General features: G+C 45.5%; 12 protein-coding genes. 5 read left to right on the forward strand and 7 right to left on the reverse strand.

Annotation, left to right across the window (positions count from 1 at the left end; translation table 11 throughout):
* Positions 1 to 87 precede the first annotated feature (87 nt).
* The 6 genes from hutG to COR50_RS21055 all read right to left on the reverse strand — a co-directional run bounded on the left by hutG (position 88) and on the right by COR50_RS21055 (position 6,693).
* The gene (hutG, locus tag COR50_RS21030) at positions 88 to 1,077 is read right to left on the reverse strand and encodes a formimidoylglutamase (RefSeq protein WP_098195827.1); all 990 of its coding nucleotides are present in this window, start codon (positions 1,075 to 1,077) and stop codon (positions 88 to 90) included.
* Between the two features lie 15 nt (positions 1,078 to 1,092).
* Positions 1,093 to 2,322 (reverse strand): imidazolonepropionase, encoded by a 1,230-nt coding sequence (gene hutI, locus COR50_RS21035; protein WP_098195828.1) that lies wholly within the window; start codon positions 2,320 to 2,322, stop codon positions 1,093 to 1,095.
* Positions 2,323 to 2,368: 46 nt separating this feature from the next.
* Positions 2,369 to 4,039: a urocanate hydratase gene (gene hutU / locus COR50_RS21040; RefSeq protein WP_098195829.1), complete on the reverse strand. Its 1,671-nt coding sequence runs from the start codon at positions 4,037 to 4,039 to the stop codon at positions 2,369 to 2,371.
* Complete coding sequence (gene hutH / locus COR50_RS21045; RefSeq protein ID WP_098195830.1) at positions 4,017 to 5,585, reverse strand: histidine ammonia-lyase; 1,569 nt, start codon at positions 5,583 to 5,585, stop codon at positions 4,017 to 4,019. The genes hutU and hutH overlap by 23 nt, the downstream gene beginning before the upstream one ends.
* A gap of 11 nt (positions 5,586 to 5,596) precedes the next feature.
* The gene (locus tag COR50_RS21050) at positions 5,597 to 6,112 is read right to left on the reverse strand and encodes a MarR family winged helix-turn-helix transcriptional regulator (protein WP_098195831.1); all 516 of its coding nucleotides are present in this window, start codon (positions 6,110 to 6,112) and stop codon (positions 5,597 to 5,599) included.
* A gap of 173 nt (positions 6,113 to 6,285) precedes the next feature.
* Positions 6,286 to 6,693, reverse strand: coding sequence for an SET domain-containing protein (locus COR50_RS21055; RefSeq protein ID WP_098196348.1), 408 nt, complete (start codon positions 6,691 to 6,693; stop codon positions 6,286 to 6,288).
* Positions 6,694 to 6,819: 126 nt separating this feature from the next.
* Here COR50_RS21055 and COR50_RS21060 point away from each other — a divergent pair, with 126 nt between their 5' ends.
* Positions 6,820 to 7,695 carry a bestrophin family protein gene (locus tag COR50_RS21060; RefSeq protein WP_098195832.1) on the forward strand — a complete coding sequence of 292 codons (876 nt, stop codon included), beginning with the start codon at positions 6,820 to 6,822 and terminating at the stop codon, positions 7,693 to 7,695.
* A gap of 97 nt (positions 7,696 to 7,792) precedes the next feature.
* Entirely contained in the window at positions 7,793 to 9,169 is a 1,377-nt protein-coding gene (gene mgtE / locus COR50_RS21065) for a magnesium transporter (RefSeq protein ID WP_098195833.1), read from the forward strand.
* Here the strand turns inward: mgtE and COR50_RS21070 are convergent, their stop codons facing one another.
* Positions 9,170 to 9,709, reverse strand: a complete 540-nt coding sequence (locus tag COR50_RS21070; protein ID WP_157761046.1) for a histidine phosphatase family protein — start codon at positions 9,707 to 9,709, stop codon at positions 9,170 to 9,172. It lies immediately after the preceding gene.
* A gap of 117 nt (positions 9,710 to 9,826) precedes the next feature.
* Between COR50_RS21070 and COR50_RS21075 the strand changes: the two genes are divergently transcribed.
* The 3 genes from COR50_RS21075 (at position 9,827) to glmS (ending at position 14,611) form a co-directional block, all read left to right on the forward strand.
* Complete coding sequence (locus COR50_RS21075; protein ID WP_098195835.1) at positions 9,827 to 12,205, forward strand: S9 family peptidase; 2,379 nt, start codon at positions 9,827 to 9,829, stop codon at positions 12,203 to 12,205.
* Positions 12,206 to 12,356: 151 nt separating this feature from the next.
* Positions 12,357 to 12,563, forward strand: coding sequence for a hypothetical protein (locus COR50_RS21080; RefSeq protein WP_157761047.1), 207 nt, complete (start codon positions 12,357 to 12,359; stop codon positions 12,561 to 12,563).
* Between the two features lie 209 nt (positions 12,564 to 12,772).
* Entirely contained in the window at positions 12,773 to 14,611 is a 1,839-nt protein-coding gene (glmS, locus tag COR50_RS21085; RefSeq protein WP_098195837.1) for a glutamine--fructose-6-phosphate transaminase (isomerizing), read from the forward strand.
* Positions 14,612 to 14,613: the final 2 nt, after the last annotated feature.

Raw genomic sequence — 14,613 nt, forward strand, 5'->3', positions numbered from 1 at the left:
GCACCAATTCATAAAAAAACAACCGCAGCTTTAAGGCGGCGGTTGAGAAATACTGATTATTTAAAAGGCTGAAATCGCGATTGAAAATTATTTTAAGACCTGTTGCATGACTTCAAATACCAATGATGCCGCCAACTTAGCAGTTCTAGAATCAATATCGAAAGCGGGATTCAGCTCCGCGATATCGAATGATACAACTTTACCCGATCGCAATACTTGCCGCAAAGCTGCAAGGAAAACCTGGTCCGGTAAGATCCCGTTAAATGCCGTAGCGCTTACCCCCGGGGCAAATGCGGCTGCAAAAACATCCAGGCAAATAGTGAGGTAAACGTGTCTCCGGGAATCAATAAATTCCCCGATGGATTGAATTAGTTTGTTTTGCCCATCAAGATGAAAATCACTTCCCGGTATATAGCTTGCGCCAAAAGCAGCGGCTGTATCAAATAATAATTTCGTGTTGCTGTTTTCCTGGATACCCAAGGCTAAGTAATGAAATGCTTTCCCCGCAGCCCTCGCTTCCTCCGCCAATTGGTAAAACCCGGTCCCGGAACTGGGGCCTTCCACTCCCGGTTGACGGATATCGAAATGCGCATCGAAATTAATCGCCGCCCAATTATCTCCAACCGACTTTGATTGCTTGATACCGGATACGTTTGCATAAGTAACCTCGTGCCCGCCACCCAATACTAGTGGAAAATAGCCCAGATCGAGAATTGCACTTACTAGTTCCGCAAGGGCAGCTTGTGCAGCTTCGAGGTTCTGATCATCACAAACAATATCCCCGATATCAAAGACTGCGGAACTGGTATCAAAATGAACCGGAAAATTCGCACACGCCTTTCTCAAAGCGGTAGGCCCGGCAACTGCGCCCGTTCTTCCCTTGTTTCTGCGCACGCCTTCATCACTCGCGAAACCTAGTATTACCGCAGCTTTTTCTCCTTCTTTTAATGCCGGCAAAGCCATTTTATCCAGGTCCAAACATTTAACTACCTGGTGCCAACGCCATGCCGAAGGATCATCGCCATCATTTCTTCCTCGCCAAATATGCGGGTTCGCGGGATAATAATACTGATTCATGTTGATGCTATTTATCTAAGTATGAACTAATCGGCCTTGTTTCCAAACCTTGCAGGGTTTCATTTTACCTTGGTAATATAAAATATCGCGGTAATCGCTACAGGGATAAGCCTGCATATCGGCATCCATGCCGATATCCAAAGTTCCAACTTGCCGCAAACTTAATGCCATAGCTGCCCGGGTTGTCAAGCCGGAGAAAACTTCCGCTGTAGATAATTTCTCTGCCGCACTCATCACTGCTGCTTGCAGCAACAAATCACCCATCGGTGCAGAACCGGGATTCCAATCGCTCGCGATTGCCAAGCAGGCGCCGGCATCCAATAGTTTCCTTGCCGGGGCATACGGCATACCTAAACCTAAAGAAGCGCCGGGCAAAACGGTTGCAACGGTATTAGATGCAGCCAACAGTGCAATTTCTTCCTCCCTGCTAGCTTCAAGGTGATCGGCAGAAACCGCCCCCACCTCAACTGCAACCTTTGAGCCCCCGGCGGTAAATTGATCCGCGTGCACCGTTAGATCAAAACCCCTCGATTTTAATTGTTGTAAAAATGGCAAGGCCACCGTTGTATCAAATGCCGTGTCCTCTATAAAAATATCGAATCGTTGCGCCCATTGCTTTCCGGCTATTTGCGGAACAAGCTCCTGCAACACCCAATCCAAATACGCTCCTGCCTCGCCTTCATAATCCCTGGGTTTCATATGAGCGGCCAGGCATGTGGGAATCAATGTCGCTACCGTAAGATCATTTGCTTGCGCAATGGCTTCCAACATTTTTAATTCATCCCGCCCGCTTAAACCGTAACCGCTTTTTACTTCGATCGTTGTTACACCTTCCGTAAGATGGCGGTTAGCTCTTTCCACGGTCAGTTCCACCAAACGGTCTAGGCTGGCGGCACGGGTCTTGGTAACCGAATCCCATATGCCCCCACCCGCGCGGGCTATTTCCAAGTACGACTTTCCGGCTATCCGCATAGCATAATCGCGGCTACGCGAACCATCAAAGCAAATATGCGTATGGGCATCGATAAATCCCGGCAACAAGACACGATCATCTTCTATGAATTGCAGTTCGGCCGCGGGGTATAATTCTTTTAACCTTTTGAACGGGCCAACTGCGACCAAACGCTTTCCATCCACTACCACCCCGGCATTTTCAATAACCTGTAAAGCTTCATCGGGAATAGCGCCCTTTGCCGGTAAGCCGGTCAAGGGCAAAACTTGTTTGAATGGGCCGATTAATAACATGGAACATCTGATTTATGGCCTTCCCTTTAAGGGGAAGACCAGTGAATTATATTGTTAAACCGAAATCATCCCGGTATTCTAGCGCTTTCTCATAACCGGCATCTGCATGACGGAAAATCCCCATCGCGGGATCATTGAATAACACGCGGGATAAACAGGCAGCCGCACGATCAGTACCATCAGCCAATACCACCATGCCGGCATGTTGAGAATAACCCATACCTACGCCACCACCATGATGGAAGGAAACCCAGGTCGCTCCCCCGGCAGTATTACTCATCAGGTTTAATAAAGTCCAATCGGAAACAGCATCGGATCCATCTTTCATGGCTTCAGTTTCACGGTTAGGAGAAGCTACCGAACCGCAATCCAAGTGATCCCTGCCGATAACGATAGGCGCTTTCACTTTGCCGCTCTTCACGAGATCATTAAAGATGAGGCCGGCTTTTTCTCTTTCACCCATACCTAACCAGCAGATGCGTGCAGGCAAACCTTGGAAAGCAACTTTTTCCTGCGCTTTCTTTAACCAGTTATGCAACGCCGCATTTCCGGGGAATGCTTCCATTAGCGCGCGGTCGGTCGTGTATATATCTTCCGGGTCACCCGAAAGCGCCACCCACCTGAATGGCCCTTTACCTTCGCAGAAAAGCGGGCGGATATAAGCCGGCGTAAAACCGGGGAAGTCAAATGCGTTAGCTTCGCCGCCTTCCTTGGCAAATTCACGCAGGTTATTCCCGTAATCGAAAGTTACGGCGCCTTGCTTTTGCAAATCCAACATCAAGCTTACATGGCGGGCCATGCTTTTCAATGAACGTTGTTTATAAGCAGCAGGGTCGGACTTTCTCAGGGCGGCAGCTTCTTCTAAGCTCAACCCGTTCGGAACATAGCCGTTAATCGGATCATGTGCCGATGTTTGATCTGTCAAGATATCGGGAACAATACCATCGCGGATCAGTTTTTCAAGCATATCCCCGGCATCGCTCACCAGGCCTACGGAGATCGCTTCCCCTTTTTCCTTGGCTTCCATTACCCATTTGATGGCTTCCTCGTACGAGTAAGTCATCTTATCGATATATTTCGTGTCTATTCTTTTTTGGATACGTGCCGGGTCAACATCCGCACCTAGGAAGGTAGCGCCGGCCATTGTTGCAGCCAGCGGCTGCGCTCCACCCATGCCGCCGATACCGGCAGTCACTAATAATTTACCGGAAAGATCCCCGTTAAAATGTTGCCGGCCGCATTCTACAAAAGTTTCATAAGTTCCCTGCAAAATTCCTTGCGTACCGATATAAATCCAGCTTCCGGCAGTCATCTGTCCATACATCATTAAACCTCTCGCCCGGAGTTCGTTAAAATGTTCCCAGGTGGCCCATTTCGGAACGAGGTTACTATTCGCTAATAACACCCTCGGCGCTTGCGGATGTGTCCTGACCAAACCTACCGGCTTACCTGATTGCACTAATAATGAATGGTCTTCATCTAAAGTTAACAAGGTCTCGATGATTTTTTGCAAGGCTTCGCGGTTACGGGCTGCTTGGCCTATGCCGCCATATACCACCAATTCATCGGGATTTTCGGCCACTTCTGCATCGAGGTTATTCAATAACATGCGCAGCGGCGCTTCCGTTTGCCAAGATTTGGCATTCAACTGCGCACCACGGGGCGCTTTATAATGCGGGTGAGCCGCGTATTCTTTAAGAAAGTTGGAACTGTTCATATAAAATATCGTTTAAAGGAATTTGTAATTGTGCGGCGGCATCATTGCCCGCCTTAACAAAAGAACCATCGGCAATAATTGCTTGCAAAGCTTCTATGTCGTAAGCGAAGATGCGATCATCATCTGCAAAGCTGACCTTGGAACGGGTGTATTGATGTAAAGCTTCCAGGACGGGTGTTGTTTTTAACGGCCTGCGGAAATCTATTGCCTGCGCCGCATATAACAACTCTATTGCCAAGATGTATTCCAAGTTGGAAATCACCTGGTTTAACTTGCGGCCACTGATGGAACCCATCGAAACGTGATCTTCTTGTCCAAGGGATGTTGGAACGCTATCTGCGCTCGCGGGAAAACAGAGGGTCTTATTTTCTGTTACCAAGGCTGCCGTGGTGTATTGCGGGATCATGAAACCGCTGTTCAAACCGGCATCACCCGTTAACAACTTGGGTAAGCCGAACCTTCCTTCGATCATCATGTAACTCCTGCGATCAGAAATATTACCTACTTCCGCTGCCGCTACCGTCGCATAATCCAATGGTAGCGCCATCGGTTGACCGTGGAAATTCCCCCCGCTGATCGTATCTACTGCTGAGAAGATGATGGGATTATCTGTTACGGAGTTCAACTCAATTTCCGTAAGATCTTTCAGATGCAACCAAGCGGTGCGGGAAGCTCCATGTACTTGCGGCATACATCTTAAAGAATAAGGATCTTGCACACGGCCACAATCCACATGGGAATACATGATCTCGGAACCCGTCAGCAAGGTGTTTAACCTGTGCGCCACTAATTGATTCCCCGGGAAAGGACGGATTTGATGTAAACGGGGATCGAAAGGTTTATTAGTACCCATCAATGCTTCGAGGGACATACCGCCGATCAAGTCGGCAGCTTCGAGGGCATTATGCAAGCGGGATACGGCTTTTACTGCAAAAGCAAGTATAAACTGCGTACCGTTAATCAAGGCCAGCCCTTCTTTCGGGCCTAAAGCGATAGGTTCTAATCCTTCCGCTTGTAACATTTCCGCAGCTGCCCGTTTCCCGCCTTTATAATAAACATGCCCTAGACCAATCAATGGTAAAAACAGGTGCGACAAGGGCGCCAAGTCGCCGGAAGCCCCAACAGAACCCTTCTCCGGCACCAGTGGAATAACATCATTGTCGATATGCCACATGATTCGTTCCAAGGTCTTTGGATTGATACCAGAATATCCTTGCGCCAAGGCATGGACCTTGGTAATCATCATCAACTTGGCCACTTCGCCCGGGATGGGATCGCCAACCCCAACACTGTGACTTTGGAGGATGTTGTACTGTAATTTCTTCGTATCCTCCCCGGAGATACTGGTATCGCATAACGGCCCGAAACCTGTATTTATACCGTAAACCGTTGTGTTATGTTGAACGATCTCCTGCACGTAAGCGTAGCTGGTTTCAACACGCTCTATGGCTTCCGGGCATAATATCCCCTTCACCTGGCCATTAGCAATCGCAATAGCCTTATGTACACTAAGGGTATCGATGCCATATTTAAAAGATTGCATCATTGTAAAATGATTTAACAGTTGTTTTGTTGTATGATATTAGTTGAATGATCGAGTTCTTTCCGGATCCTCTCTGACAGCGGCACTCCTTGCACAGATTGTTCAATAGCGGAGATGGACTCCAAAATCCTGCGGCTTTCTTCATGTTCGGTGGCCAATTGGCGCATGGCAATATCTATAGCCGACCAAACCGGTTGAATTGCGGCTAACAACGCTTCACCTTTCTTGGTTAACACAACCAATTGTCGCCTGCCGTCATCTTTACAGCGGCTGGTTTTCACGAAGCCCTTCTGCTTGAGGCTGGTAACAAGCTGGCTGATCGCAGAATGCGACACTTCCAGCTGCGTAGCCATATCCATTAAGGTAACCGGCTGCTTGGAAGAGAGAATGTAGAAAACGGGGAACCAACTGGCATCGAAAGCCAATCCTTCCTGTTCATAAACCTTATTAACTTCCGATAAGAAATATTCACTCAATCGCCTGAGCCTGCTGCCGAAAATCAAGTATCCTAATGAATGATAAAAACCCATGTGATAAAATTATATAAGCACTTATATATTTTAACAATATTAGGGAATTTTAGGAAAAGTAGCAACAAAAAAAGGTAAGCCCACAGTGAGCTTACCTTAACCAGTTACCTATTTCTATACAAAAAGAAATATTATTATATTTTGTATCCGACCCTATTAGAAGGGATCGTTTACTACTTCTTGGCTTTAGTTTTACTTTTCTTTACATCGAACCAAACCGGGGATTGATCTTCCACATCACCATGGTAATTGATGCACAATTCTTCACCCTTCTTAACTTCCCTACGGGTAATGATACTCATGGTTTCCTTCTCGAAATCCATCTCGTATTCACAATTAGGGTTGTAATCATGGTTGTAAACAGAACAATATCCCAGTGCAATACAGGAGCGGGTTTCCTTTTCACCCCATAAGAAGATATAATTATGAAGAAATGTTTTATCCACTTTATCCGTATCTTTTTTCGACAACACTAATACGGGCGATGTTTCTATCCTGGTGCCAGAAGGAATTATTTCCGTTGCAAAAACGCCTCTTCCTTTTCCTTTGATTTTCTTGATTTGCAAGTATGGTTTTATCATATTGTTCTTTAATGATTCGTAAAATAACATTAAACCAGTTAGTTATCAAAATTTAAGCTGAATTTGTTAGTAAACACCCCCGTAATTATTCCGGGATAACTCTATTTTTGCCGAAAATTCCTCATCATGGTTAATTATAACCCGAAAGATTGGTTTACGTTCATTTTTAGGATTCATAAATCTGATACCATCGAGAAGTTATGGCCAATGTTGATTTCCATGGCTATTTACTCGGGAATCATTTCTTACCTGGAACTGGAAGTATGGCAGTTGAGCGGCAAAGGCGGATTGAGCAACTTATCGTCCATGCACGGTTTACTCGGCTTCGTGATATCATTGTTATTGGTATTCCGTACTAATACCGCTTATGACAGGTGGTGGGAAGGCCGCAAGCAATGGGGAGCATTGGTCAACGATTGCCGCAACTTAGCGATTAAACTCCATGCTATTTTACCGCCCGGCAATCCCGCTAGGGAATTTTTCAGAACCATGATTCCCAATTATGCCTTTGCCTTGAAAAATCACTTGAGGAATATATACCACCCGGCAGACCTGGAAGAGGCCCATGATTTTGAACCAACCGCGGTTTCGCACGATATCCATGTCCCCAATCATCTCGCCGCCAAAATGTTGCAGGAAGTACATACGCTTTACCGCCAAAACATTATTTCAGGCGACCAGTTAATTACCCTTAATAATGATCTAAACACCCTAACCAACGTTTGCGGCGCCTGCGAACGGATCAAGAACACCCCGATCCCGTATTCGTATAGCGCTTTCATTAAAAAATTCATATTCATCTACGTGATGACATTACCTTTTGGTTATGTATTCAGCGTCGGGTATTATATTATTCCAATGTCTGTTTTCATATTCTATGTACTTGCAAGTTTAGAACTGATAGCTGAAGAAATAGAAGACCCTTTCGGCAGGGATGCGAACGACTTACCAACTGAAACTATCAGTAAAAATATCAGGAAACATGTAGGTGAAATTTTATAGTATTTAGTCAACATTGCATCGATCCAGCCTGTTAGTTGTGTTGATAATGACTGCATTTTAGACTTTTGTTCTTATTTTCGCCCACAGGAGAAGGTTTATGGAAAATGAAGTATTACTAGAACAATACCAAGAATTATCGCGCAATGGCGACTATAAAGCCTTGCACACCTACTTGGACGACCAGCTGATTTCAGACATCGTGGAGATCATCGAGGAAGAGCCCGAAGAAGGCGCCAAGATAATCCAGTTGCTGACCATCAGCCGCGCCGCGGCAGCGTTCAGAATACTTGAATTCCCTGAACAAGAGGAAATTATCAAACTGTTACCCGCTCCTAAAATTGCAGAACTCCTCAACGAACTCCCCCCTGATGATAGGACCGCCTTCCTCGGGGAGCTGCCAAGCGCAGCGGTGACCGAGCTGATCAAATTACTCGATCCTGAAGAGAGAAGGATCACCCTATCATTGCTGGGATACCCTGAAACGAGCGTGGGCCGTATCATGACGCCCGATTATATCGCCGTAAAGGAAGATTGGAGCGTGAAAAAAGTATTAGATCATATCCGCATTCACGGGAAAGATAGTGAAACGATCGATGTAATTTATGTTATAGATGACAACGGCGTATTGCTCGATGACTTCAGGATCAGGGAATTTCTCCTCGTGGAGCCGAGTTTGCAGGTGAATGCGCTGATGGATAACCGCTTTGTATCATTAAACGCTAACGAGGAGCAGGAAGAGGCAATCCAGACTTTCCGGATGGAAAACCGTGTAGCCTTGCCCGTGGTAGACGACCAAGGCGTCATGCTAGGCATCGTAACGATTGACGATATGTTATGGATTGCCAATGAAGAACATACAGAGGACGTTCAAAAGATCGGTGGTACCGAAGCGCTGGATGAACCTTACCTTGACATTTCATTATTCCGGCTGATCAAGAAACGCGCCGGATGGTTGATAATATTGTTTTTCGGGGAAATGCTCACCGCGACGGCGATGGCTTTTTTCGAAGACGAGATCGCCAGGGCGGTCGTACTTGCATTATTCGTTCCGCTTATTATTTCGAGCGGAGGTAATAGTGGATCACAAGCCTCTACATTGATTATCCAGGCGATGGCTCTTGGCGAAATAAAGCTGAGCGACTGGTGGCGGGTTATGCGCCGTGAATTAGCCAGCGGCTTTTTCCTTGGAACGATACTCGGCTTAATCGGTTTTATCAGGATCGTAGTATGGAGCTTGATCTTCCATTCTTACGGCGATCATTACATCATGATCGGCATCACGGTAGCGATCACCTTGATGGGTGTTGTTATCTGGGGCACTATTTCCGGCTCCATGCTTCCCATCCTTCTCAAGAAAGCCGGCGCCGACCCGGCCACATCTTCCGCTCCATTCGTTGCCACGCTAGTAGATGTTACAGGGTTAATCATCTATTTCAGTGTCGCATACTCCTTGTTAAACGGCACATTATTATAGTTAAAAATGTACCCATTCCACTTTTGTATCCTTTTGGGAAGGTTTATCTACGATAAAAATATTGCTATAATCATCATCCGCGATATGATCCAAGGGCGCTTTGCCTCCCAAGCTTTTGATAATGGGAATCAAGGTATTACTATGCCCAACTACCAGTAATTTCTTCCCCCAGTCGTGGTGCTTGCTTATTTGCACCAGGAGTCCTTCGCCCGTTGTATCTGCCTGGTAAAAGACGGTATCCAATTTTTTGTATATACGGAGCGAATCCGCGGTTTGTATCGTCCTAACAAAACGTGTCGTATAAATTTTTTGAATGCCGCTATCTTTCAGCAGCCAATACAGGTTGCCGGATCGTTGCATACCTTCTTCCGTGAGGGAACTGTCATATCCCGGGAATTTTTCAGAATGCCGCACCAGGAAAAACTTCCCTGTTAAAAAAGTGGTATCTTCCTGTACAGCAACTTGCACAACTTTCTTCTCACCGTTCTGGCAGGCAGCCAAAGTAAAAATGGCGCCGATCATCATTAAGACCCTTCGCATGATTTGTAGTTTATTATATTGCGTTACAAATTAGACAATTTTAAACTATTCAACCAAAATCTACAGGAATAAACCCCTGTGTCAACAAATCAAACCTTCAATTTAAGAGATAAAGCTATGCAAGTTTACAAACGTTTGCTACTCATCCTTTCCCTGGCGCCCCTTGGTGGACTAAAAGCCCAAATGGCTCCATTGACCGTAGAAAAAATTATGCGGGATCAAAAATGGATCGGGACTTCTCCCGATGGAATCCGCTGGCAGCGAGATAGCAAAGTCATTTACTTTGATTGGAATCCTACGCAATCCGTTTCCGACTCCCTATATTTCGTGAAAGTAAATGATTGGAAACCTCAAATTACACCGGCTATCGAACGCGCTGATGTTAGGGCATATAACTCGGGAAATTACAACCCTGCGAAAACAGCTTACACTTATGCCAAGGATGGTGATATTTTTTATTTAGATCTAAAAAAAGGGAAAACCATCCAGGTTACCCACACTACCGGCTTCGAATTTAATCCCCAGTTTTGTCTTGACGGTGAAAAAATTGTTTACATGTCGCAACAAAACCTTTACGCCTGGGATATTGCGAACGGTACCACATCGCAATTGACCAATTTTGTTTCCAATGCCCCGAAAAGCAGGGAAACCAAGAAGGAAAAGAAAGATAAATCCTCGCAGGAAGATTGGTTGAAAGATCAACAATTGGCATTATTTGATGTGTTAAAAGAAGAAAAAGCGGAGCAAGATGCCCGCGAAGCCTTCATGGAAAGCCTACCCGATAAAAAAGGCATATACCCAATCGCCTATCAAGATCGCACGGTTACCAGGGTGAATATCAGCCCGGATGGTAGGTTCGTGAATTATACCTTGTACCGCGATGCCAAGGACAAAAATACCATGGTGCCTAGCTGGGTAAATGAAAGCGGTTATGTTACAGAAATCAATGCAAGACCCAAGGTCGGCTCTCCGCAAGGAAGTTATGAAACCTTCATCTTTGACCGCGAAAAAGATACTGCTTATGCATTACATGTAACCGATATACCCGGCATTAAGGACATTCCTGCGTACCGTAAAGATTACCCGCAAGATTCCTCGAAACCATCCGCTAGGGGCGTCATTGTAAATGGACCGTTTTACAGTGAAAATGGACAGCGAGCAATTGTCGACATCCGTTCGCAAGACAATAAAGACCGCTGGCTTATGTCAGTAGAATTGGCGACTGGTAAATTACAAACCTTGGACCGGCAACATGATGATGCTTGGATTGCCGGGCCGGGATTGGGTTGGAGCATGGGCGGCGGCAACATCGGTTGGATCGATGAAAACACCTGCTGGTTTCAAAGCGAAGTAAGTGGTTATTCACATTTGTATACATATAATTTCGTTTCAAAGAAGACAAATGCCTTAACCTCGGGCAAATTTGAAGTGCAGGAAGCGAAATTATCGGCTGATAAAAAAACGTTTTACATCACGACCAATGAAGTGCATCCCGGGGAGCAACAATTTTATCATCTCAACATTGCTAACAAGAAGTTAACCAGGATTACCCAAATGACCGGAGCTAATGAAGTGAGTGTTTCTCCGGATGAAAAATGGATTGCCTTCCGTTATTCCTACAGCAATAAACCCTGGGAACTTTACGTACAAGAAAATAAGGCTGGCGCTAAAGCAATACAGGTAACCGGTAAGGCGATGTCGGATGAATTTAAATCCTACCCTTGGCGCGATCCGGAAGTCATAACTTTCCAAGCCAGCGATGGGCAAGAAGTGTACGCAAGATTATACCAACCCGCAACAGGGAAGAAAAATGGAGCAGCTGTAATTTTTGTACACGGCGCCGGTTATTTACAAAACGCCCATAAATGGTGGAGCAGTTACTCCAGGGAATACATGTTCCACAATTTATTGGCAGATCGAGGCTTCACTGTAATTGATGTCGATTACCGCGGCAGCGCCGGTTACGGGCGGGATGTGAGAACGGGCATTTACCGCCATATGGGAGGTAAAGATCTCGATGACCAGGTAGATGCAGCGGCATTGCTCGTTAAAAAATACGGTATCGATCCAAAGCGTATAGGCATTTACGGTGGCAGCTACGGCGGTTTTATAACCTTGATGGCCATGTTTACGAAACCGGGCACATTCGCAGCGGGCGCCGCCTTGCGTTCCGTGACGGATTGGGCGCATTACAACCATGGTTATACTTCCAACATTCTCAATGAACCGCAAACGGACAGCATTGCCTATGCCCGTTCCTCCCCGATCAATTTTGCAGCAGGCCTGCAAGGTAAATTATTGATGTGCCACGGGATGGTAGATACGAATGTTCATTTTCAAGATATCGTTCGCTTGAGCCAACGATTGATTGAATTGGGTAAAGATAATTGGGAATTAGCCGTGTACCCGGTAGAAAATCATGGATTTACCAAGCCTTCCAGCTGGACGGATGAATATAAAAGAATTTTAAAATTATTCGAAGAAACACTTCTGTAATACAATCACTACAAATAACTTATAACAATGGTCCGGATTTTACCGGGCCATTGTTGTTTCATCAATATTATTGTTTACAGGCATCGAAAGTGAGATCCGCCCCAGTTCAAGGATGTTGTTCCTTTACAAGTACAAAAAATCTAAAAACGACTTGACATGGTACCTGGCCGTAAGCGGATTACAACCCGCTAATATCAAGGAGTTCAGCACAAATCAAGATATACAGCAGTTAACTGACATAATTTATGATCCGGGAAAGGCCCTGGCGCCGCAATTTAACAAAGTCTTAAGAAGAACTATTTATGACTTTCGTTATAATACTACCTATTACGGTTACGAGCCGGATTATGTAGAATAGTTTAGTTTAGAATAATTCGTAACTTGTGCAAAATCAATCATACCCAAAGGCATTCCACGCAACCGGGATGCCTTTGGCATTTAATTTTCAATACCCTATTTTTGTACTTTATTACCCTGAATTAGTAGTAAATTCACTCAAGTACATCATTTTGGACATTGAAAACCAGAGAATGTAGTTAGATAATCATTAAAACTCCCAAATTAATTATGTGTGGAATCGTAGCCTACATAGGTCAACGGGAAGCTTATCCCGTGGTATTAAAAGGATTAAAAAGATTAGAATACCGTGGATACGACAGTGCCGGTGTAGCCATTTTGAATGATGCCGGCTTGGAAGTCTACAAGAAGAAAGGAAAGGTCGCGGAGCTAGAAGAGTTTGCCAGCGGTAAAAATATGCATAGCCATATCGCCATTGGCCATACCCGCTGGGCAACCCACGGGGAACCTTCAGATAGAAATGCACACCCCCATAAATCTGCAAGCGGTAAATTGGCCGTAGTCCATAATGGTATCATTGAAAACTATACCCTTCTTAAACAAGAATTAATTAAAAAAGGGCACACATTTAAAAGTGATACCGATACGGAAGTGTTGATCCACTTTATCGAAGAAATTAAGGACAGCAATCAATGCTCGCTTGAAGAGGCAGTAAGAATTGCATTGAAAAGGGTTGTCGGCGCTTACGTGATCGTCATTATTGACGAAGATAATCCCGGCACCTTAATCGCTGCCAGGAAAGGTAGCCCCCTCGTGATCGGCGTAGGGAAAGGCGAACATTTCCTTGCTTCAGATGCGTCCCCGATAGTGGAATACACCAAGGAAGTAGTGTATGTCAATGATTATGAAATCGCGATTATCAAATCCGATGAATTGATCCTAAAAAATATTTCCAACGAGATTCAAACACCTTATATACAAAAACTGGATATCGAACTGGCCGCTATAGAAAAAGGCGGTTACGATCATTTCATGTTGAAAGAAATATTCGAGCAACCCCAAACAATTTATGACAGCTTAAGGGGGCGGCTTGATGCCAAAAAAGGTACACTTACCATGGGTGGTATCCGCGAGTATGCCGATGTTTTAAGTAATGCCAACAGGATCGTAATCGTAGCCTGCGGAACCTCCTGGCACGCGGGGCTGGTGGCCGAGTATATCATTGAAGAACTCTGCCGTATACCGGTGGAAGTAGAATACGCTTCAGAATTTCGCTACCGCAACCCGGTAATCGGTGAAGGGGATGTGATCATCGCCGTTTCACAATCCGGCGAAACCGCAGATACCCTGGTGGCAATCGAAAGCGCCAAGGAAAAAGGTGCGATCATCCTCGGAATTTGTAACGTGGTAGGATCTTCTATCGCCCGTGCCTCGCAAGCGGGAGCTTATACCCACGCGGGGCCGGAAATCGGCGTAGCGAGTACCAAGGCTTTCACAGCGCAATTGGCCGTATTAACCTTAACTGCATTGAAAATTGCCGCAGAGAAAGGCTCGATCAGCGAGCAAAGATTTCAGCACCTCCTGGACGAGTTGGAAGATGTTTCTGATAAAGTAGCTACAGCATTGGAACTGAACGATCAAATAAAAGAGATCGCCGATAAATATAAAGATGCGCGCGACTTTTTATTCCTCGGTCGCGGGTACAATTTCCCCGTTGCCTTGGAAGGCGCATTGAAGTTGAAAGAAATTTCGTACATACACGCTGAAGGCTACCCCGCCGCCGAGATGAAACACGGTCCCATCGCACTTGTAGACGAAAATTTACCGGTTGTATTCGTTGCAACGAAAGATACATACTATGAGAAAGTGGTATCGAACATCCAGGAGATTAAAGCCCGTAAAGGTAAAGTGATCGCGATCATCACGGAAGGCGATGAAACGATCCCGGCCATGGCAGATGATGTCATTATCGTTCCGGAAGCCGATGAACTGGTGGCCCCGATGATATCTGTTATCCCGTTACAATTGCTTGCCTACCATGTGGGTGTATTAAAAGGTTACGATGTTGATAAGCCGCGCAATTTGGCTAAATCGGTAACCGTAGAATAATA

It is taken from the genome of Chitinophaga caeni (genome assembly GCF_002557795.1).
Classification (GTDB): Bacteria; Bacteroidota; Bacteroidia; order Chitinophagales; family Chitinophagaceae; genus Chitinophaga; species Chitinophaga caeni.